The following is a 19,921-nucleotide window of genomic DNA, read 5'->3' on the forward strand; positions in this document are numbered from 1 at the left end:
ATAAGATCATTACTTGTTTGTTCTTCTCTTAACGGCGCATTATTCTTAAGTCGTAATCGACAGAGAGGCGAATATACAGAGGTGCCCTATGAAAGATGTCGTAGATAAATGCAGTACTAAAGGATGTGCGATTGATATCGGTACGGTGATTGATAACGACAACTGTACCAGTAAGTTTTCGCGCTTTTTTGCCACCCGCGAAGAAGCAGAGTCCTTTATGACCAAACTGAAAGAGCTTGCCGCCACTGCATCCTCTGCGGATGAAGGGGCCAGTGTGGCCTATAAGATTAAGGATCTGGAGGGGCAAGTTGAGCTTGATGCGGCCTTCACCTTCTCATGCCAGGCCGAGATGATTATTTTTGAGTTATCCCTGCGTTCGTTAGCTTGATGGAGTCGCTTTAGAAGGAGTTAAACATGGCTTATAAACACATTGGCGTGGCAATTTCCGGAAATGAAGAAGATGCCTTACTGGTGAACAAAGCCCTGGATCTCGCCAGACATAATGACGCTCACCTGACATTGATTCATATTGATGATGGCTTAAGCGAGTTGTATCCGGGCATTTACTTCCCTGCAACAGAAGATATTCTTCAACTGTTGAAAGATAAGTCAGATAACAAGCTGTATAAACTGACGAAAAATATTCAGTGGCCGAAGACCAAACTGCGTATTGAGCGCGGAGAAATGCCGGAAACACTGCTGGAAATTATGCAACAAGAGCAGTGCGACCTCCTTGTCTGTGGTCATCACCACTCATTTATCAACCGTTTGATGCCGGCATACCGCGGGATGATCAATAAGTTGAATGCGGACCTGCTCATCGTGCCGTTTATCGATAAGTAACCGCTTACCAGTAATGCTCCGCTGTCATGTGGCCCGGTCGACGACGTAAATGTTTCGTCATCTGCCGGGTTTCTTTTAGCAGCTGTTGCGTATCGCGCACCATTTGCGGATTACCACAGAGCATCACATGACTGGTTTCTTTATCCATTGCCAGGCCAACCGCGTTTTCCAGTTCACCGCTTTCAATTAACGCCGGTATTCGCCCGGTGAGCGAACCCGCAGCCGTTTCCCGACTGACCACCGTTTGAATGCGCAGTTTCCCTTCGTAGCGTTTTTCCAGTTCTTGCATCAGCGGCAGATAGCTTAAGTCGGCGGCATATCGTGCGGCGTGAACCAGCACCAGGTTTTTGAAGCGATCTAAATCTTTGCCCAATTGCAGAATCGATAAATAAGGGCCAATCGCCGTGCCAGTCGCCAGCATCCATAGCGTTTCGCAGTCCGGTACTTCATCCAGCACAAAGAAGCCTGCCGCCTCACTAACCACTTGCACTTCATCACCCGGTTTTAGCGCCGCCAGTCGTGGGCTTAATTTGCCATCGGGGACGGTGACCAGGTAAAACTCCAGATCGGGATTATCGGGCGAGTTAACGTAGGAGTAAGCGCGCTGGACGCGTTCGCCGTCAATTTCAAGGCCAAGTTTAGTGAATTGCCCGGCGGTAAACGGAAGCACGGGAGCGTGAACGGTGAGACTAAACAGGGCGTCGGTCCAGTTCTGCACTTTAGTGACTTTGCCTGTTACCCAATCAGCCATGTTTCTCTCCTGTTTTGATTGACTTGCCTTATCTTCGTTCTCCGGGCAAAAAAATTCCAGTCCCGAAGGACTGGAAGGCTCAATCGATCAAATGACTCAGAGAATGTGCTCCTGCATATCCGGGTCTTTACGATCCAGATAGTGAATCGACTGAATGCGACGAATAGTGCGGGATTTGCCACGGATCAGCAGCGTTTCGGTGGTGGCGATATTGCCTTTGCGGCTAATACCTTCCAGTAGATCGCCCTTGGTGATACCGGTTGCGGAAAAGATGACATTATCGCTGCGCGCCATATCGCCCAGACGCAACACTTTACCCGCTTCGATGCCCATTGCTTTGCAGCGTGCCAGTTCCTGTTCACCAATGCGGCGATTTTCTGCGTTGTCGCCTTTGACATCATGACGCACCAGCAGACGGCCATTCATATCGCCATCTAACGCCCGAATCACCGCCGCAGAAACCACGCCTTCCGGCGCGCCGCCAATGCCGTACAGCACGTCAACTTCGCTGTCTGGCATACAGGTGAGAATTGAGGCTGCAACGTCACCATCCGGAATGGCAAACACGCGCACGCCGAGTTGTTGCATTTCTGCGATAACCGCGTCGTGGCGCGGTTTCGCCAGAATAGTGACCGTCAGTTCGCTTAACGGTTTGCCGAGTGCTGCCGCAACATTGCGCAGGTTATCCGCCAGCGGCAGGTTCAGGTCAATGGCGCCCTTAGCTTCCGGTCCGACGATCAGCTTTTCCATATACATATCTGGCGCGTTGAGGAAGCAGCCTTTATCGCCTACTGCCAGCACCGCCAGCGCGTTAGCCTGGCCCATCGCCGTCATGCGCGTGCCTTCAATCGGATCAACAGCAATATCCACTGCATCACCGCGACCAGTACCGACTTTTTCACCAATGTAGAGCATCGGTGCTTCGTCGATTTCACCTTCACCAATGACGATGGTGCCGTCAATGTTGACCTGGTTGAGCATAATGCGCATGGCGTTAACCGCCGCGCCGTCAGCGGTGTTTTTATCGCCGCGTCCTAACCATTTGTAGCCAGCCAGCGCCGCAGATTCGGTGACGCGGGAAAATTCGATGGCAAGTTCTCGTCTCATAGCAAACTCTAAGCAGTAAGGAATGGCGCGAAGTGTAGCACAGGGGAGGGAGCGGATTATTGATGTGTGCGGGGGTTGCCCCCGCACGATTTCAGAGTCTGTGTGATGCCGGATATGTATCCGACTCGTAGGCCTGATAAGACGCGTAAGCGTCGCATCAGGCGATCAGCATCAGGCAATCGGTTCAGGTGCCTGACATTACTCGTCGTGTTCTTCCCACGCCATCGCGCGTTTGACCGCTTTTTTCCAGCCAGCGTAACGGTAATTACGCTCAGTGGTTTCGATGCCAGGACGGAACTCGCGTTCAATCACTGCTTTCTCTTGCAGTTCGTCGAGATTTTGCCAGAAGCCAACCGCCAGACCAGCAAGATAGGCCGCACCCAACGCAGTCACTTCGCGAACTTCCGGGCGCTCAACGCGCGTGCCGAGAATATCGGACTGGAACTGCATCAGGAAGTTATTTGCCACCGCGCCACCGTCCACGCGCAGGGCGTGCAGACGAATGCCTGAGTCGGCCTGCATTGCTTCCAGCACGTCACGCGTCTGATAAGCGATAGACTCCAGCGTCGCGCGGATGATGTGGTTGGCGTTCACCCCACGAGTCAGACCGAAAATCGCCCCGCGCGCATACGGGTCCCAGTACGGCGCGCCCAGACCGGTAAAGGCCGGAACGACATATACGCCGTTGGTGTTTTGCACTTTGGTGGCAAAGTATTCGGAATCGTCGGCGTCGCTAATCAGCTTCATTTCATCGCGCAGCCACTGAATCGAGGCGCCCGCCATAAACACCGCACCTTCCAGCGCGTAGTTTACTTCTCCGCTCGGGCCACAGGCGATGGTGGTCAGCAGACCGTTTTCTGATTTCACCGCTTTCTCGCCTGTGTTCATCAGCATAAAGCAACCGGTACCGTAGGTATTCTTCGCCATCCCTTCTTTTACGCACAACTGGCCGAAGAGTGCCGCCTGCTGGTCGCCCGCAATCCCGGCGATCGGAATACGCGTGCCGCCTTTGCCGCCAATGTTGGTCTGACCGTATACTTCCGAAGAGCGACGCACTTCTGGCAGCATCTCGCGTGGGATATCCAGCGCGTCGAGCATTTTGTCGTCCCAGTCCAGAGTATGGATGTTGAACAACATGGTACGAGACGCATTAGTGTAATCAGTGACGTGAACGCGGCCCTGAGTCATTTTCCAGATAAGCCAGGTATCAACCGTACCAAACAGCAGTTCACCACGGCGTGCACGCTCGCGGGAGCCTTCCACATGGTCAAGGATCCACTTCACTTTGGTGCCAGAGAAGTACGGGTCAATCACCAGACCGGTGTTGTTACGAATGTACTCTTCCATGCCGTCACGCTTGAGATGCTCGCAAATCTCGGCGGTACGACGGCACTGCCAGACAATAGCGTTATAGATAGGCTTGCCGGTTTCTTTTTCCCAGACGATGGTGGTTTCACGCTGGTTCGTAATACCGATAGCTGCGATTTGATCGGAATTAATATCTGCTTTCGCCAGCACTTCTACCAGTGTGGAGCTTTGGGTGGCCCAGATTTCCATTGGGTCGTGTTCTACCCAGCCTGGTTTTGGGTAAATTTGCTCAAATTCGCGCTGTGACACGCTAATGATATTGGCATCGTGATCCATCACGACCGCGCGGGAGCTGGTGGTGCCCTGGTCGAGCGCAACGATATATTTTTTTTCAGTCATGTTTAATTGTCCCGTAGTCACATTACAGCGAAGCTTTTTGTTCTGAAGGAGTTGTGATCTCCTTTTCTTCCACAACACAGATATCGCAAGGCAAATGGCGGCCAATCAGTTTGCGGTAGGCGAATGCACCTACAATCGCGCCAACGATAGGGCCAAAAAGCGGCACCAGGAAGTAAGGAATGTCTCTGCCGCCGGTAAAGGCGACATTGCCCCAGCCCGCCAGCCAGGCAAAGGCTTTCGGACCGATATCACGTGCTGGGTTCATGGCAAAGCCCGTTAATGGACCCATAGATGCGCCAATGACCGCAATCAGTAGACCAATCAGCAAGGGAGCCAAAGGGCCGCGCGGTACGCCGTTACCATCGTCCGTTAACGCCAGGATCAGCCCCATCAGAATAGCGGTAATCACCATCTCAACTGCGAAGGCCTGCACAAAATTGATATGAGGATTAGGATAAGTAGAGAAAGTACCCGCCAGATCAACACTTTCAACGCTTCCGCGAACAATATGATGGGTCTGCTCGAAGTCGAAGAATAAATTGTAGTAAAGCCCGTAAACTAATGCCGCAGCGCAGAAAGCTCCGGCGACTTGTGAAACGATATAAGGAATAACCTTGCGTTTGTCGAAACAGGCAAACAGCCACAGCGCAATGGTGACAGCTGGATTAAGATGTGCACCGGAAACCCCTGCGGTTAGATAGATGGCCATCGCCACCCCCAGCCCCCAAATAACACTGATTTCCCACTGACCAAAAGACGCGCCAGCGACTTTAAGTGCAGCAACGCAACCGACACCGAAAAAAATCAACAACCCGGTACCGAGGAATTCAGCAATGCACTGGCCTTTCAAGGTTGATGTTTGACTCATAATCGGATCCTGAAGAGTTAATGTTTGTTGTATGCGTGAAAGTCACGGACCTCCACGATGCTTGTAGGCATGCTGTAAACTTATCGTTAACGAGCGAAAGCGAGAAATATCGAACTTAAAATGTGTGTGCTTCGTCATAAAATGAGCGTTATCGCGCTATTTATTTCATCTGTTTATACATGATGCATGTTTGTTAGATCATTCGCGCAACAATTTTGTTAACATTTTCGATTGGTGTGGATTATGTCACCAGGAGAAGGATGAAAAGTGTGGCAAACCGTAATCTACAAGGCGTGCCGCTGGACAGCGATGGCGCGGCTTCATACAATCGGAGCTAACTAAAATGCGCTCGTATTTATTAAGGCGTCACCGATAATCGGGACGAGGATTTTTATCCATCAACGCCTTGCAATTCAGGAGAGGTATGACAATGTCATTAGAAGTGTTTGAGAAACTGGAAGCAAAAGTACAGCAGGCGATTGATACCATCACTCTGTTGCAGATGGAAATCGAAGAGCTGAAAGAAAAAAACAACTCACTGTCGCAGGAAGTTCAAAATGCCCAGCATCAGCGCGAAGAGCTGGAGCGTGAGAACAACCATCTGAAAGAACAGCAGAACGGCTGGCAGGAACGTCTGCAGGCACTGCTGGGTCGCATGGAAGAGGTTTAATCTTTTCCACTCAGAGGCGCCGCAAGGCGCCTTATTTTTTACTTCTGTGCATTTTTAGCAGAAAGCATAATCTCCATCGCCTGTTGGCGATATTTATCTGCCGTATCTGGCTCCATCAATGCAATGATCCCCACAGCCCTGGGGGTGTCTTCAAGATAAACACTGATGGTTCTCTTCTGCTGACCATCGAAATTTATCAACACATCCTGATACTTACAGGTGAAATGTTTGGCATTACAGTCATGAAACTGGAAAGTTTCTTCATTGTATTGATCCTTGAGATTGTCTCGCTGCATATTCTTTAACTCTTCCAGCGAGTCATCGGCGCTACGCCCTGCGGGCAGGCGGAAAGCAGAAATAAAGACGCTATTATCTTCACTTCTTATATCAATGGTTTTATCAGTACTAATGGAAACCGTATTCCAGTGTCTGTTCGGGACAGTCACGGAAATAGCGGCATTCTCAAACGTATATTGCCACGGGGTGAACATACGAAACGTATTGCCGACGTTGGATAAAAGTAGTACTCCCAATACCCAGCAGCACCCGCGGGTAAAACTGGCGAAGTTACGCGTTTTTTTAGCGAATGTGCACAGAATACCCGACACAAGCACGGGAAGTAATAACGGCCCCAGAAGTACTGAACCGAAATACTCGCCAACCATGCCAGGATCTCCAGCAAGCAAGTTACTGTGCTGAAGATGACTAAGAAAAGCAGTTATTATCCATAGTATTAATAAGATAACGTATCTCATATCAATCCCTTATTATATAATACGTTCGCTACTAACGATGATTCATATCACTATTTCCGGAATGGTTAATTTACCATATAGCATTAATCTTTAATGCTGCATATTTTTATGAAATGATTTATCGATAATTAATTTATATTGTCAGATGTGAAATATTGATATTTAAAATGAATTAAACAAAAACAAACGACAGTCTTTATGAATATTTGGCATATAAAAAAGGGGAATTTAATTCCCCTTTTAACGCATGGCAGAGAGTTATTCAATATCCAGCGGATCTTCAGAAAGAATAATCCCGGTATTGTCGGCATAGAGATGGTCGCCGGAGAAGAAGGTGACGCCGCCAAAATTGACGCGGACATCGCTTTCGCCAATGCCTTCGCCAGCAGCACCAACCGGAATTGCCGCCATCGCCTGGATGCCGATGTCCAGTTCTTCCAGATCATCTACCTGACGCACCGCGCCGTAAATGACCAGGCCTTCCCATTCATTTTGAACTGCCAGACGCGCCAGTTCAGCATCGACCAGTGCGCGACGAACAGAACCACCGCCATCGACGACAAGGACACGACCACGGCCATTCTGTTCGAGCAGATCGTACAGCAACCCGTTGTCCTCGAAACATTTTACCGTGATGATTTGTCCGCCAAACGACGCCCGTCCACCAAAGTTGGAGAACAGCGGTTCCACGACGTTGACATCTTCTTGATAGATGTCACAAAGCTCGGAAGTATCGTATTTCATAGGCTTAACATTCAGTTGCTGCGAGAATTTTCAGTATATCGCGCTATGTGGGTTGTTGGCAAAATCATCAATTGTTAATTGATATTTGTCAGTTATGTAGCCCACTGGCTTAAGAATATTCCCAAAACAAACAGCAGGTTAGTTAGTAATGCTCCTTTGACGGTGCGTTCCAGCATCGGACGCATCGCCACCGGGTCCATTTCACGCATCACATAACGGGCTTGCTTCACCAGCAACGGTGCTGCCAGCAGGAACAGCCAACCCCACAGGCTATGCAGTGAAAAGAGATTAAACAGCGCCAGACACACCAGCGAGCCCATCAGCAGGCAAGCATGGTAACGACGGGCGTTCACTTCACCTAAGCGCACTACCAGTGTGTTTTTGCCATTCTCGCGGTCGCTATTGATATCGCGCAGATTGTTAATGTTGAGCACCGCCGTTGCCAGCAGACCACAGGCCGTTGCCGGAAGGATCAGCGCCGGAATCAGCGTATGAGCCTGCAAATACCAGCTGCCCATCACACTCAACCAGCCAAAGAACACCAGTACGGAAATATCACCCAGGCCGATATAACCATAAGGACGATTGCCCACGGTATAGGTGATAGCGGCGATAATTGATAACCCACCAAGAATCAGGAAGCCGACAAAATCAGCCAGGTTATGACACGCCACCGCGACCAGCGCCAGTCCAGAGAGGCAAATGAGCACGACGGTAATAATGAGCGCCCGTTTCATCTCTTGCTGGGTAATGACCCCTTTTTGCATGCCGCGCAGCGGTCCAATACGGTCAGGTTTGTCGCTACCTTTGACGGCGTCACCGTAGTCATTGGCGAGGTTAGAGAGGATCTGTAATAGCCCGGCGGTAATGAGTGCCAGCAGAGCGACCAGCGGATCGAAGTGACCTTGCCACCATGCCAGCGCCGTCCCGACGATAATTGCAGCAAAGGCGAGGGGGAGGGTTTTAGGTCGTAAACTTTCCAGCCACGCCTGAGTTCGGCTAATTTGTTGTTCAGTCATAATACGCGCCAATAAAAATGGGGCCTTTCAGCCCCATCAAACAATGATGAAAATGATTGAACGCGATTATAGGATAAAACGGCTCAGATCTTCATCTGCCACCAACGCATCCAGATGTTTGCTCACATAATCTGCGTCAATAGTGATGGTCTGACCGCTTAAATCGCTGGCGTCGTAGGAAATCTCTTCCATCAAACGCTCCAGAACGGTATGTAAACGACGCGCACCGATGTTTTCGGTAGATTCGTTTACCTGCCATGCCGCTTCTGCAATGCGTTTGATACCGGAGTCGGTGAACTCAATATTCACGCCTTCGGTCGCCATCAGTGCTTTGTACTGCACGGTGATAGAGGCATTCGGCTCGGTCAGAATACGCTCGAAGTCGCTGGTGGTCAGCGCCTGGAGTTCAACGCGGATCGGCAGACGACCTTGCAGTTCCGGGATCAGGTCAGACGGTTTCGCTACCTGGAATGCACCAGAAGCGATAAACAGAATGTGGTCGGTTTTGACCATCCCGTGTTTGGTAGAAACGGTGCAACCTTCTACCAGCGGCAGCAGGTCACGCTGAACACCTTCACGAGAAACATCCGGGCCGGAAGATTCGCCGCGCTTACAGATTTTGTCGATTTCGTCGATAAACACGATCCCGTGCTGTTCAACGGCGTCAATAGCGTCTTGCTTCAGTTCTTCCGGGTTAACCAGTTTCGCCGCTTCTTCTTCAATCAGCAGCTTCATGGCGTCTTTGATTTTCAGCTTACGCGCTTTTTGCTTCTGACCGCCCAGGTTCTGGAACATGGACTGCAACTGGCTGGTCATCTCTTCCATTCCCGGAGGCGCCATAATTTCAACGCCCATCGGTGCTGCGGCAAGATCGATCTCGATTTCTTTGTCATCGAGTTGGCCTTCACGCAGTTTTTTGCGGAATGCCTGACGGGCAGCGGAAGGTTCCTGCTGCTGTTCGGTCTGTCCCCAGTTGTTTTTAGCCGGTGGGATCAGCACGTCGAGAATACGTTCTTCTGCCAGTTCTTCAGCGCGATAACGGTTTTTCTCGATAGCTTGTACACGCACCATTTTCACTGCGGCATCGGTCAGGTCGCGGATAATAGAATCGACTTCTTTACCTACATAACCGACTTCGGTGAATTTGGTCGCTTCAACTTTGATGAACGGCGCGTTCGCCAGTTTAGCCAGACGACGGGCGATTTCAGTTTTACCGACGCCGGTCGGGCCGATCATCAGAATGTTTTTCGGGGTCACTTCATGGCGCAACTCTTCGTTGAGCTGCATGCGGCGCCAGCGGTTACGCAGTGCAATCGCCACGGAACGCTTAGCGTTATCCTGGCCGATGATGTGCTTATCAAGTTCGCTGACGATTTCGCGTGGGGTCATTTCAGACATGGGAGATCCTTACGCTTTGTAGCTTAATTCTTCGATGGTATGGAAATGGTTGGTATAGATGCAAATATCGCCTGCAATATCCAACGCCTTTTCAGCAATTTCACGGGCGCTAAGTTCTGTGTTTTCTAACAGAGCGCGTGCCGCAGCCTGGGCGTAAGGGCCGCCGGAGCCGATAGCAATAAGATCGTTTTCTGGCTGCACCACGTCACCGTTACCGGTGATGATAAGCGATGCAGTTTCGTCCGCGACCGCCAGCAGTGCTTCAAGTTTGCGCAACATGCGATCGGTACGCCAGTCTTTTGCCAGCTCAACTGCCGCTTTAACCAGATGGCCCTGATGCATTTCCAGTTTACGTTCAAACAGTTCGAACAGCGTAAAAGCATCCGCCGTGCCGCCGGCAAAGCCTGCGATCACTTTATCGTTATACAGGCGGCGAACTTTTTTAACGTTGCCTTTCATTACGGTGTTACCCAGTGTGGCCTGACCATCACCGGCGATTACTACGTGGCCATTACGGCGTACGCTTACTATAGTTGTCACGAGCAGACCCCTTGGTTAGGAATACAGAATTCAAGCCCCGCACAATTGTGCGGGGCATAATGCAAGTATAGATGGGGGAGATTTTGAGGGTTTCAACCCCCGGTGGCGAGCCGAATGCAGTTTGTATGGCCTGCCATCTTCAAACGATTGAGGGTGTTGTCAGCGTTCTCTTTGCCTTTCACCGGCCCGATGACCACACGATTCCAGCCATTGTTGGTGGTAATTTTCGAGTCAAAGCCTTCGAAAGCCAACTGCGCACGTACAGTCTCAGCCTGTTCAGCACCTTTAAATGAACCGCACTGAACCATCCAGCGACGTTCATCTTTTTTCTCCGCTGTTGGTTTCGGCGCTTCAGCCGCGCGTGCTACTGGTGCGGCCTGCTGTGGCTTCGGCTGCGAGGTTGTATGCGCAGGCGTTTGCAGCAGATCCTGGTACGGTTGCTGGGTAGAAGCCGGTTTAGACTGGCGCGGTTGCGCCTGTACAGGCGCGGCTTGCGACGTACGCGTCTGTTGCTTCCAGCTTTGCTCGGTCGTACGCGACTGCTGAGCCAGACGTTGCTGTTCCGCTAACTGCTGCGCCTGACGCTGGCGTTGCAGCGTTTGCTGGCGCTGTTCCGGCGTCTGCTCATTCCACGGGACTTCGGCAAGCTGCGTTGGTTGCTGACGCATATCAGCCTGCATTTGTTCAAGAAGCTGGCGCTGCTCCGGAGTCAACTGATCCGGCGTTTTCACTTCGCCGCCAGCAGACGGTTCTGTTGGCGCACGCACGCCCGGCTGGCGACTTTCCAGCTCTTTAATGTAGCGCCAACGTTCTTCCGGTTTCGGAGGTAGTCCGTTTCCGGTCACTTTCTGGCTTTGCAGCGTCTCAGACTCTTCTTTCTTGTGGTGCGTAATGAAGTACAGACCCCCGATAAAGGTCACAAGAACGGCTGCAGCAATAGCGACCATTGCGGGAGAAACCGCAGGCATATTTCGTTGCTTTTTCCGTGAGGTGCTCTTTTTTCGCCGCGAAGGTGCCGGTTGGCTGCGGCGTACATAATCTCGTTGTGCCACTATCGTTTCGCTGTATTTATTCGTTCGTCAGCCCGCCATGTTACTTAAGCGGCGGGCCTTTGACCAGTCACGGAAGCCTTAAAGGTTTACTTTAAGATAACGTGCGCGTCGATCCCCGGATAATAAGCTCGCAGTCCATTAAACGTGAGCCGCTTCCGACCGTTTGCCCCTGCATTTGATCAAGCAGTAACAGCATAGCTTCCCGACCAATTTCGTAGCGCGGCTGTGCAATGGTTGTCAGCGGCGGATCGCAAAATTGTGTCAGGTCGATGTTGTCAAAACCGATTATGGAAAGGTCGTCAGGGACTTTCAGCCCCTGGCGTTTCGCCTGAGAAAGTGCGCCGAGAGCCATTACATCGCTATGACAGAAGACGGCAGTTGGCGGTTGCGGAAGGTCGAGCAGCTGTTGCATGGCTTTACTTCCGGCTTCGAAGGTGAAGTCGCCCCGGGCGATATATTGCGGATCAACCATAATGCCGCAGCGACGCAGTGCCTGGACGTAGCCTTGTAGACGGTAGTGACACAATGGCATCTCTTCGGGGCCGGCAATACAGCCAATCAGTTTATGCCCTTGTTCATACAGATAATTTACGGCATCAAAGGCAGCGGTCAGGTTGTCGATATGAACCGTAGGCAGTTCCAGCTCTGGTGCAAATTCGTTCGCCATCACCATCGGCGGCAGATTACGCTGTTCCTCTATGCTTGCATCAAACGGCAGCCTTGAACCCAGCAGCAACATGCCATCAATTTGTTTGGTGATGATCAAGTCGATAAAGGTCTTTTCCTGCTGATTTTGGTGTGCGCAGTCGCCAATCAGTACCAGATATCCATGACTTGCCGCCGTGACTTCGATACCGCGAATAATTTCGCTAAAGAAGGGGTCGCAGATATCCGGGACAATCACCAGAATCGTTCGGGATTCATTACGCTTAGCGTTACGCCCCAGTGGCTGCGGAAAATAACCCACTTCCCGGGCCGCTTTTTCAACCCGATTACGGGTGGCCTGGGAGACTTTATCTGGATTCATTAATGCTCGGGAGACGGTCGCTGTAGAGACTTTTGCCTTCAGGGCAACGTCTTTCATGGTTGCGGCAGTTTCCTGCTTCTTCGCTTTCACACTCACTCCTCGCCTGGCACGTCAGGCGTACTACATCCGTGTTTACTTCATATCGGCAACATTTTTAGCAGATAGCGCGTGAAAACGGTTACAGAATTTTCATGAAAAGTGTGATGAATATTTAATTTTTCGATCCGCCTCGCATCGTTAGCGGTTTAACCCTCAATAGGATCGACATCCAGCACCCATTTCACTTTTCGTGAATCTGGTATTGTATTAATAAGCGCCAGCGTACCGTTAATGATGTGCTGTAAACGCACGCGGGAAGGGTGTTGTAGCAGGATCTGCCAGCGCCAGCGACCGCCACGTTTGGGTGCCAGTGCCGGAACCGGGCCGAGAACCCACAGTTTGTCATCCGCCAGCGGACTGGAGAGGATGAGATTTCGCAACTGTTGCAGGAACAGCGGCGCGTGCTGATTGTTATGATCTTCCGCGCGCACAATCACGTGGCTGGTCCACGGTGGTAGTTGCATCATTCGCCGCTCGGCCAACGCCTGTTCCGCAAAAGCGTCATAACCTTTATACAGCAAGGTTTGTAAGAGAGGATGTTCCGGATGGTGCGTTTGCAGCACCACTTCGCCTTGTTTACCTGCGCGTCCGGCACGGCCTGCCACCTGGGTGTATAGCTGGGCAAAACGCTCCGCCGAGCGAAAATCGGCAGAAAACAGCGCGCCGTCCACGTCCAGTAACGCCACAAGTGTGACATCCGGAAAGTGGTGGCCTTTCGCCAGCATTTGCGTGCCAATCAAAATCCGCGCGCCGCCGCGATGCACTTCTGCCAGTTGTTGCTCCAACGCGCCTTTACGGCTGGTTGTATCGCGGTCGATACGTGAAATGGCTACACCAGGGAAAAGCGGCGCTAACGTCTGTTCAAGTTGTTCTGTTCCCAGACCCACCGGCACCAGATGGGTAGAGCCGCAGGACGGACACTGGCGCGGCACTGGGCGCTGGCTGTCGCAGTGGTGGCAGCGCAGATGCTGCTGCGCCTGATGCAACGTGTAGTAGTGATCGCAACGTGGACATTCGGCAATCCAGCCGCAGTCGTGGCACAGCAGTGCAGGCGCAAAACCACGACGGTTCAGAAAGAGGATGACCTGGTTATCGGCCTGTAAATGCTGGCGCATACGGGTGATTAACGCCGGAGCCAGCCCTGCCTGCACCTTCTGACCTTTTAAATCCAGCACGTGTTGAATTGCCGGACGCGCATTACCCGCCCGACGTGTCAGGCGCAGCAGGCGGTATTTTTTCTGCTGCACGTTGCATAGCGTTTCGAGTGCGGGCGTTGCCGAACCGAGAATTATCGGGATTTGCTCGCTGTGCGCGCGATACACCGCCAGGTCGCGGGCATGGTAGCGCCAGCCTTCTTGTTGCTTGTAAGAACTGTCATGCTCTTCATCGATGACAATCACACCGAGATTTTTAAACGGCGTAAACAGCGCGGAGCGAGTGCCAATCACAATCGCCGCCTCGCCATTTTTCGCTTTCAGCCACGCCGAAAGGCGTTCGCTGTCATTCAGGCCGGAATGCAGAACTTCCACTGGCGCATTAAACCGTTCACGAAAACGGGCGATCGTCTGGGGAGTCAGGCCGATTTCCGGCACCATCACCAGCGCCTGCTTGCCCTGAGCAAGCACGTTTTCCAGTACGCTTAGATAAACTTCTGTTTTACCGGAGCCGGTAACGCCCGCCAGCAGCCATGCGGAAAAGGTATCCGCTGCGCTATGAATTGCGCCAACGGCGGTGGCTTGTTCGGTATTCAGCCGTAGACGTTCGCCAGTAACAGCATAGTTCGTTCGCCAGTCGCTAAACTCCGGCGTTTCGCTTGCCAGCTCGCAAAGACCTTTTTTGCGCAGCGCCTGTAGTGCGGCATCGTTGAATTCAAGTTCCGCTACCTGGTCACGCCAGATTTTCCCTTGTCGCAACGCCGCCAGCGCCTGTTGTTGCTTTGGCGAACGTTTCAGGCTGTTGATATCCATCGCCTGGCCTTGCTCGGTAGCAAACCAGTACCACCTGGGCGCGTTCGCCGCAGGCCGCCCCTGGCGCAATAAAATCGGCAAGGCATGAAACAATACATCGCCAATTGGATGATGATAGTAATCCGCCGCCCAAAGCAGTAAGCGCCAGACGGAACTGGAAAAAACGGGTTCACTGTCCAGCACTTCTACTACGGTTTTCAGTTCGTTGAGCGGCAACTCGCTGACGTCGCTAACTGACACGACAATCCCGATGCGCTCCTGCTGTTTGCCAAACGGCACGCGCACGCGACACCCGGCTTTAACCGTCATGCCTTCTGGCAGGAGATAGTCAAAGGTGCGGGGAAGCGGAACGGGCAAGGCAACGTGGGCAACGGGCATAGCATCATCCTGACTTGAAATTCGGTGGAACAGTATACACATTGCGGTAGAGGAGTGCGGATCAGTTTGCATACGCTGGTTAATTTCTGTATGATTCGGCGCCTTTGATACGAAATGATCGTATTGAAACTATACTTTAAACATCGCGTGGTGTCTGGCGTTAGGGCTGGAAGAGCGACGCGGCCTTAAACCGAGGTTTTCCCATGAAAAAAGATATTCACCCGAAATACGAAGAAATTACTGCTAGCTGCTCTTGCGGTAACGTAATGAAAATCCGCTCCACCGTTGGTCATGACCTGAACCTCGACGTGTGCAGCAAGTGCCACCCGTTCTTCACTGGCAAACAGCGTGATGTTGCTACCGGTGGCCGTGTTGACCGCTTCAACAAGCGTTTCAGCATCCCGGGCAGCAAATAAGACCGGATTTCCGAAAAAAGCGCCGAACGGCGCTTTTTTTGTGCCTGAAAACTTTCATTAGCAGGGTAACGGATTGGATCTCTATCTTTCCTTTACATCGCGAAAATCCATTTTATCAATACCGTATTTTTTCATGCGCAAATACAGCTTTTTTCTGGGGATCTGAAAGTAATCGGCAACGTCGTTGATACGTCCCTGGAAGAAGTTGAGTGCATCAATAATTATTTGTCTTTCATAGCTTTCTACACGTTCATCAAGTGGTGTTGGATCAGCATCCATCATCTGCAAACTGACTGAATCGTCCAGCATTAAAACACCCACAGCCACCAATTCTGCTGCATTTATTAATTCAATGATATTACCGGGCCAGGTTCGCGCCATCAGTCGCTTATAAAACGTTTTCCCCAGCAGCGGTTGTTGGCGATTTAATCGTTTACAGGTGAGAGTCAGATAATGGTGAAAAATAGGCTCAATATCCCCCGGGCGTTGACTTAGCGGTGGGCATTCGATGTGGGTAAGTGAAAAAAGAAAATACAATGCGGGAATAATTTTTTGTGTGGCGGCAAGTGCAGCCAGAGGGCTTTGATTAACAACAATCAGACGAAACGATCGATCCTGTGGGCGTTCCTGGAGTTGAATCAAGAGACGCTGATTTTCTTGCGTTAAATATTCAAGTTCTTTTAATAACAGCGTGCCACCTTTTGCTTCTTCCACCCATTCTTCCAGTGGTTGCTGACTATTAGCGCTGAGTGTGCGTTCAATTAAAGGCCTTTCCTTGCGAGAACTAAATTGGTGAAGATAATGGGCGGCTAATGTTCTGCCGGTTCCAGGTTCGCCGTAAAAACAGACGGGAAGATCGGTTTCTGCCAGAGTTTCAAGCTGCTGACGAGTCTGACGAACCCAGCCACTGTTACCAATTAAGTGCCGATTAAATTGCGCTCGTCGCCATTTTTTTTGTTCCAGATAATCTTCACGCTCTGCCAGCGCTTTTTCGATAAGCGATAAAAATTGTTCCGGATTAATCGGTTTTTGCAGGAAATCCCACGCTCCTTTTTTTACCGCTTCAACGGCCATTGGGACATCTCCGTGGCCGGTGATCATCAGAATGGGAAGATTAGGATCGATCAGCATTATTTTTTCCAGCAGCATAATGCCTGAAATATCCGGCATGCAAACGTCGCATACCACGATTCCTTCCCAGGTATCTTGCAGCAATTGCAGCGCTTCTGAAGGGTTGCTACAGGTACATACTGCATAGCCCTCTTGCTGTAAGAGAGAACTGTAGGCTTGCAGAACATCATTGTCGTCATCAATTAACAGAATTGTTGGGGTGGTATCTGTCATGCTTAAAGTTTCCTGAAACGTAGAATAACCAGCGCATGGCGGTCGAGAGTTGACGCGATATATAACTCTCCCTGGCACTGGCGCATAATAGAATGACTAATCGAAAGACCAATACCCAAACCTACAGCTTTGTCAGTCGTAAACGGTGTTAATAGTCGATCAGCCAGAAGCACTGGCCAGCCTTTTCCATTATCAGCAATATAGAGCGTTAACGTGGTGTCTTCTTCTTCAAAGTTAATGGTTATTATGGGCGGTTTTTCCTGACTGGCTTCCAGGGCATTCGTAAATAAATTAACTAAAACTTGTTGAATCAAAACATCGTCGCCATAAACGGCAGGAAAATTATCCGGGTAGTGAAGAGATGCTTTCAGTGGTCGATGTTTTAATGCCAGAAGCTCCCAGGATGAATAAATTACCTGCTGTAAATTAATTGCTCCACCTACGAGTTCACTATCGCGTCGGCGGGCGAAGTTTCGCAGTCGTTTAACGATATTATCCATGCGCTCAACCAGCGATCGCATCGTAACGATATAGTTTTTCGCCAAACCAGTGTCTTGTTGCTCTATAGCGCGATTGGCGCTGAACAGGTACATAGATAATGCATTAAGCGGTTGATTGATTTCATGTGCCAGTGTTGTCATTGTCTGCCCAACCACGGCCAGTTTGGCGGTTTGGATCAATTCACTTTGTGCTGTTCGCAGATTTTTTTCTGTCGCGATTCGATCACAGATTTCCTGCCCCAGTTGACGTTGCTGCTGATTAATTTGCTCTATCGTTTGGCGGAGTAGGTTGGCAATTCTGCCAAGCTCATCATTGCCGGAGACTGGAATATCTGCATCGAGTTCACCGTTACTTAATTTGACGACGGCATCATTCAGTAAGCGAAAACGGCGGATCATCCTTGGCCGAATGTAGAAGTAATTTACCAGAATAACGAACAGTAAGGCCGTCACCATAGCGGCAAAAATCAGTAGTCCACTGATTTGCATTATTTTTTCTAATCGCAGATTGAAAGTTTGTAGCTGTTGATGGCTATTACCCAGTTGCGTTTCTAATTGGCCGCGTATTTGCGTAAATACACGCTCTTTATCCCTGATAGTATTCATAAGGGTCTGTTGAGCCTGCTGCCAGGCGGCCAGAGTTCCGGGTAGATAATTTTGCTGTGTACCCAGTTCCCACAGGGAATAAACTGTCTGGTGTAATGTAATAGTGCTGGAATAAGAAGCTAACGACCGCACATTTTCGTCAATGCTATGCTTCAAAAAATCCAGGTATTGAATATGTTGTTTTAACGACTCGGTATCATTGTTATGCGTGTTAAGCATCTCCTTTAAGGTACTGACGATTTCAGTTTCTATATGTGAGAGTTCGAAAACGAGCTGTAACTCGTTTTGAATAGATTGCAGTGCATTTTGCAACCCCTGGTTTTCGTGAAGATCTTTCCGTTGGCTGAGTTGATTGAGCAATGATGATTGTTGCCAACTTAAATCCTGAGTCAGGGAGTTGAGTTCATTATTGAAATCGTCATGCAACCAGTTAACTCTTGACGATATAACGTCGAGTTTTCCGTTTTCCTTATTATGTTCATTCAATGCCTTATCGAGATTGCCAAGCAATTTGCGACTACTGGCGACCTGTTGGTTAAGCGCACTTTGATGTACTGAATCAAGATGGGGATTAATTGACTGAATTTTTTGTAGCCGTTGTTCAATTTGCTCTCTTACCTGAAGGCGGCTATCGGTGTTGGTTGTCTGTTGTAGCTCATTGAATTCATTTACCAATGCCGTAAGGTTTTCTTCAAAAAGAAATGAAGCCTGAATTCGTGGGAAATAATCGTCAAGTGCGTAGCGAACCTGGGAATTTTGTTCATGCCAGGAATAAAGGCTAACTACACTAACGAATAGCGTAAGAACGGCACTAAAAACAAAGGCGAGACGCAAGCTCGTCCCGATAGTATGTAGTTGTTTCACTTTAATGACTCAAGTTGTGAATTCACTAATTGCTGCTGCTGCAGGAAAAACTGCTGCCATGCCATAATCTGGGCTTCACGAAAACCTGATTGCAGCTCGAATTGCTGTAGATATGTAGGATTAACAGACTGTTGCGGGGTAATGGGAACCGCGGTTAATAGTGCGCGCACCTCTGGCAATGTCCGCTTAAGCCGATGTTCTGCGGCATATAATGCTTTCCAACTTTTCTGAAGCTCGGTAAGGCGAAAAGTAATCGCATAATCAAATAACAATTGCACGAGCTTTTGGCGTTGCATGATCAACGGGTAATCAAGCGAAGGAGATGCAAATAACCGCATTTGTTGGTCAGCGAGTGGAGTGCCGGAGGGCAGAGGATATACCGGATACTTTCCTGAATCAGAATCGCTCAGTGCTTGTTGGCCTTCCGGACTCAACAAGAAATCAATAAAACGTCCCGCCTCTTGTGGATGATTACTGCCTTCTGTAATGGCAATAAACATAGGCGCTGCGCGCGAGTTGGGGAAATAGCTGAAACGTAAAGTTGAATTATTAAGTAGTACATTAGCGTAATTGTCGATTACCGGACCAGCGTCCCCCAGTCCTGTACTGATCTTATTTGCTACACCGAAGCTACGTGATGAAATGGTGGCGAGATTGCCGCCTATTTTCAGTAGTGTACTCCAACCGCTACTCCATCCTTGTTGTTGCAGGAGATCTTCAATCATCAGATGAGTAGTATCCGAACGAGAAGGACTGCTCATTAATAGCGTTCCTTGATAACGCGACTTACTTAATTCCTGCCATGACGTTGGCACAGGCTCTTTTTTGTCTTCCAGATGCGCCACATTGATAAGAATGCCGTAGCCCGATATGGCAACAGCAACGGTGGTTGAGCGAATGGATTCCGGTACTAACTTTCTACTTGTTTCTATTTGATTATTAAATGGCTGAAGCAGATTTTTACTTTGTAACCGCTGTAGCAACATAGGGGATGAACTCAGTACCAGATCAATATTTTCACCCAATGGATTTTCCAGCAGGCGCTCAATAGATGCACTGGTTCGGTTGAGCGTACGGATTTTGGTTGCCTGTGGTTGCTTTTGCCATTGACTGATAATGTGTTCTGTCGCTTCCGAAGAAAGCGTTGTAGCAATCACTAATTCATGCGCTGAGGCAACGCTGCTATATAAAATCCAACAGATTAGCGCTCTTTGTATAATGCGAATCATGTCAAAAATCCCATTAATAAGAGATAAATTCCTGGGC

At 50.0% G+C, this 19,921-nt stretch carries 19 protein-coding genes; 4 read left to right on the forward strand and 15 right to left on the reverse strand.

The features are described from left to right. Positions 1–88: 88 nt before the first annotated feature. The gene (locus FEM44_RS11280) at positions 89–388 is read left to right on the forward strand and encodes a DUF406 domain-containing protein (RefSeq protein WP_032204720.1); all 300 of its coding nucleotides are present in this window, start codon (positions 89–91) and stop codon (positions 386–388) included. 26 nt (positions 389–414) lie between these two features. Then, complete coding sequence (gene uspD / locus FEM44_RS11285) at positions 415–843, forward strand: universal stress protein UspD (protein WP_130259284.1); 429 nt, start codon at positions 415–417, stop codon at positions 841–843. 4 nt (positions 844–847) lie between these two features. Here the strand turns inward: uspD and fpr are convergent, their stop codons facing one another. The 4 genes from fpr to glpF form a co-directional block, all read right to left on the reverse strand. Continuing rightward, positions 848–1,594, reverse strand: a complete 747-nt coding sequence (fpr, locus tag FEM44_RS11290) for a ferredoxin--NADP(+) reductase (protein WP_130258344.1) — start codon at positions 1,592–1,594, stop codon at positions 848–850. A 96-nt stretch (positions 1,595–1,690) separates the two neighbouring features. Beyond that, positions 1,691–2,701: a class II fructose-bisphosphatase gene (gene glpX, locus FEM44_RS11295; protein ID WP_135523442.1), complete on the reverse strand. Its 1,011-nt coding sequence runs from the start codon at positions 2,699–2,701 to the stop codon at positions 1,691–1,693. 198 nt (positions 2,702–2,899) lie between these two features. After that, positions 2,900–4,408 (reverse strand): glycerol kinase GlpK, encoded by a 1,509-nt coding sequence (gene glpK, locus FEM44_RS11300; RefSeq protein ID WP_135523443.1) that lies wholly within the window; start codon positions 4,406–4,408, stop codon positions 2,900–2,902. Between the two features lie 22 nt (positions 4,409–4,430). After that, positions 4,431–5,276 (reverse strand): glycerol uptake facilitator protein GlpF, encoded by an 846-nt coding sequence (gene glpF, locus FEM44_RS11305; protein ID WP_130206614.1) that lies wholly within the window; start codon positions 5,274–5,276, stop codon positions 4,431–4,433. A gap of 424 nt (positions 5,277–5,700) precedes the next feature. On the opposite strand from glpF, the gene zapB reads away from it, so the two are divergent. Then, the gene (zapB, locus tag FEM44_RS11310) at positions 5,701–5,946 is read left to right on the forward strand and encodes a septal ring assembly protein ZapB (RefSeq protein WP_001296623.1); all 246 of its coding nucleotides are present in this window, start codon (positions 5,701–5,703) and stop codon (positions 5,944–5,946) included. A 38-nt stretch (positions 5,947–5,984) separates the two neighbouring features. Here zapB and FEM44_RS11315 read toward each other — a convergent pair whose 3' ends face one another. From FEM44_RS11315 to priA, 8 genes are all read right to left on the reverse strand, one after another. Then, entirely contained in the window at positions 5,985–6,611 is a 627-nt protein-coding gene (locus FEM44_RS11315) for a hypothetical protein (protein ID WP_138159245.1), read from the reverse strand. Between the two features lie 348 nt (positions 6,612–6,959). Continuing rightward, entirely contained in the window at positions 6,960–7,445 is a 486-nt protein-coding gene (rraA, locus tag FEM44_RS11320) for a ribonuclease E activity regulator RraA (RefSeq protein ID WP_000872908.1), read from the reverse strand. A 92-nt stretch (positions 7,446–7,537) separates the two neighbouring features. Next, positions 7,538–8,464, reverse strand: coding sequence for a 1,4-dihydroxy-2-naphthoate polyprenyltransferase (gene menA, locus FEM44_RS11325; RefSeq protein ID WP_135385237.1), 927 nt, complete (start codon positions 8,462–8,464; stop codon positions 7,538–7,540). 66 nt (positions 8,465–8,530) lie between these two features. Continuing rightward, the gene (hslU, locus tag FEM44_RS11330; protein ID WP_001293348.1) at positions 8,531–9,862 is read right to left on the reverse strand and encodes an HslU--HslV peptidase ATPase subunit; all 1,332 of its coding nucleotides are present in this window, start codon (positions 9,860–9,862) and stop codon (positions 8,531–8,533) included. Positions 9,863–9,871: 9 nt separating this feature from the next. Further along, positions 9,872–10,402 carry an ATP-dependent protease subunit HslV gene (gene hslV / locus FEM44_RS11335; protein WP_000208242.1) on the reverse strand — a complete coding sequence of 177 codons (531 nt, stop codon included), beginning with the start codon at positions 10,400–10,402 and terminating at the stop codon, positions 9,872–9,874. 92 nt (positions 10,403–10,494) lie between these two features. Next, positions 10,495–11,454 (reverse strand): cell division protein FtsN, encoded by a 960-nt coding sequence (ftsN, locus tag FEM44_RS11340; protein ID WP_135523444.1) that lies wholly within the window; start codon positions 11,452–11,454, stop codon positions 10,495–10,497. A 91-nt stretch (positions 11,455–11,545) separates the two neighbouring features. Further along, a complete protein-coding gene (gene cytR / locus FEM44_RS11345) occupies positions 11,546–12,571 on the reverse strand; it encodes a DNA-binding transcriptional regulator CytR (protein WP_135523445.1) in 1,026 nt (341 codons plus the stop codon). Positions 12,572–12,726: 155 nt separating this feature from the next. Further along, a complete protein-coding gene (gene priA / locus FEM44_RS11350) occupies positions 12,727–14,925 on the reverse strand; it encodes a primosomal protein N' (RefSeq protein ID WP_135523446.1) in 2,199 nt (732 codons plus the stop codon). A gap of 203 nt (positions 14,926–15,128) precedes the next feature. Between priA and rpmE the strand changes: the two genes are divergently transcribed. Further along, positions 15,129–15,341 (forward strand): 50S ribosomal protein L31, encoded by a 213-nt coding sequence (rpmE, locus tag FEM44_RS11355; RefSeq protein WP_000710770.1) that lies wholly within the window; start codon positions 15,129–15,131, stop codon positions 15,339–15,341. An 81-nt stretch (positions 15,342–15,422) separates the two neighbouring features. Here rpmE and pgtA read toward each other — a convergent pair whose 3' ends face one another. Genes pgtA through FEM44_RS11370 form a run of 3 tightly spaced genes read right to left on the reverse strand, consistent with a single transcriptional unit; the run spans position 15,423 to position 19,884 of the window. After that, on the reverse strand, positions 15,423–16,685 hold the full coding sequence (pgtA, locus tag FEM44_RS11360; protein ID WP_130215272.1) for a two-component system response regulator PgtA: 1,263 nt from the start codon (positions 16,683–16,685) through the stop codon (positions 15,423–15,425). Positions 16,686–16,687: 2 nt separating this feature from the next. Next, positions 16,688–18,655, reverse strand: coding sequence for a two-component system sensor histidine kinase PgtB (gene pgtB / locus FEM44_RS11365; RefSeq protein ID WP_138158998.1), 1,968 nt, complete (start codon positions 18,653–18,655; stop codon positions 16,688–16,690). Beyond that, entirely contained in the window at positions 18,652–19,884 is a 1,233-nt protein-coding gene (locus tag FEM44_RS11370) for an ABC transporter substrate-binding protein (RefSeq protein ID WP_135523447.1), read from the reverse strand. The genes pgtB and FEM44_RS11370 overlap by 4 nt, the downstream gene beginning before the upstream one ends. Between the last annotated feature and the right edge of the window lie 37 nt (positions 19,885–19,921).

Source organism: Escherichia sp. E4742 (assembly GCF_005843885.1).
In the GTDB taxonomy this organism is placed as follows: Bacteria; Pseudomonadota; Gammaproteobacteria; order Enterobacterales; family Enterobacteriaceae; genus Escherichia.

Coding starts and splice junctions, on each gene's coding strand:
- FEM44_RS11315 (WP_138159245.1), bottom strand. CDS start 6,611: ATGGTTGGCGAGTATTTCGGTTCAGTACTTCTGGGGCCGTTATTACTT.
- zapB (WP_001296623.1), top strand. CDS start 5,701: ATGACAATGTCATTAGAAGTGTTTGAGAAACTGGAAGCAAAAGTACAG.
- glpK (WP_135523443.1), bottom strand. CDS start 4,408: ATGACTGAAAAAAAATATATCGTTGCGCTCGACCAGGGCACCACCAGC.
- rraA (WP_000872908.1), bottom strand. CDS start 7,445: ATGAAATACGATACTTCCGAGCTTTGTGACATCTATCAAGAAGATGTC.
- pgtA (WP_130215272.1), bottom strand. CDS start 16,685: ATGACAGATACCACCCCAACAATTCTGTTAATTGATGACGACAATGAT.
- rpmE (WP_000710770.1), top strand. CDS start 15,129: ATGAAAAAAGATATTCACCCGAAATACGAAGAAATTACTGCTAGCTGC.
- priA (WP_135523446.1), bottom strand. CDS start 14,925: ATGCCCGTTGCCCACGTTGCCTTGCCCGTTCCGCTTCCCCGCACCTTT.
- uspD (WP_130259284.1), top strand. CDS start 415: ATGGCTTATAAACACATTGGCGTGGCAATTTCCGGAAATGAAGAAGAT.
- hslU (WP_001293348.1), bottom strand. CDS start 9,862: ATGTCTGAAATGACCCCACGCGAAATCGTCAGCGAACTTGATAAGCAC.
- glpX (WP_135523442.1), bottom strand. CDS start 2,701: ATGAGACGAGAACTTGCCATCGAATTTTCCCGCGTCACCGAATCTGCG.
- menA (WP_135385237.1), bottom strand. CDS start 8,464: ATGACTGAACAACAAATTAGCCGAACTCAGGCGTGGCTGGAAAGTTTA.
- fpr (WP_130258344.1), bottom strand. CDS start 1,594: ATGGCTGATTGGGTAACAGGCAAAGTCACTAAAGTGCAGAACTGGACC.
- FEM44_RS11370 (WP_135523447.1), bottom strand. CDS start 19,884: ATGATTCGCATTATACAAAGAGCGCTAATCTGTTGGATTTTATATAGC.
- glpF (WP_130206614.1), bottom strand. CDS start 5,276: ATGAGTCAAACATCAACCTTGAAAGGCCAGTGCATTGCTGAATTCCTC.
- FEM44_RS11280 (WP_032204720.1), top strand. CDS start 89: ATGAAAGATGTCGTAGATAAATGCAGTACTAAAGGATGTGCGATTGAT.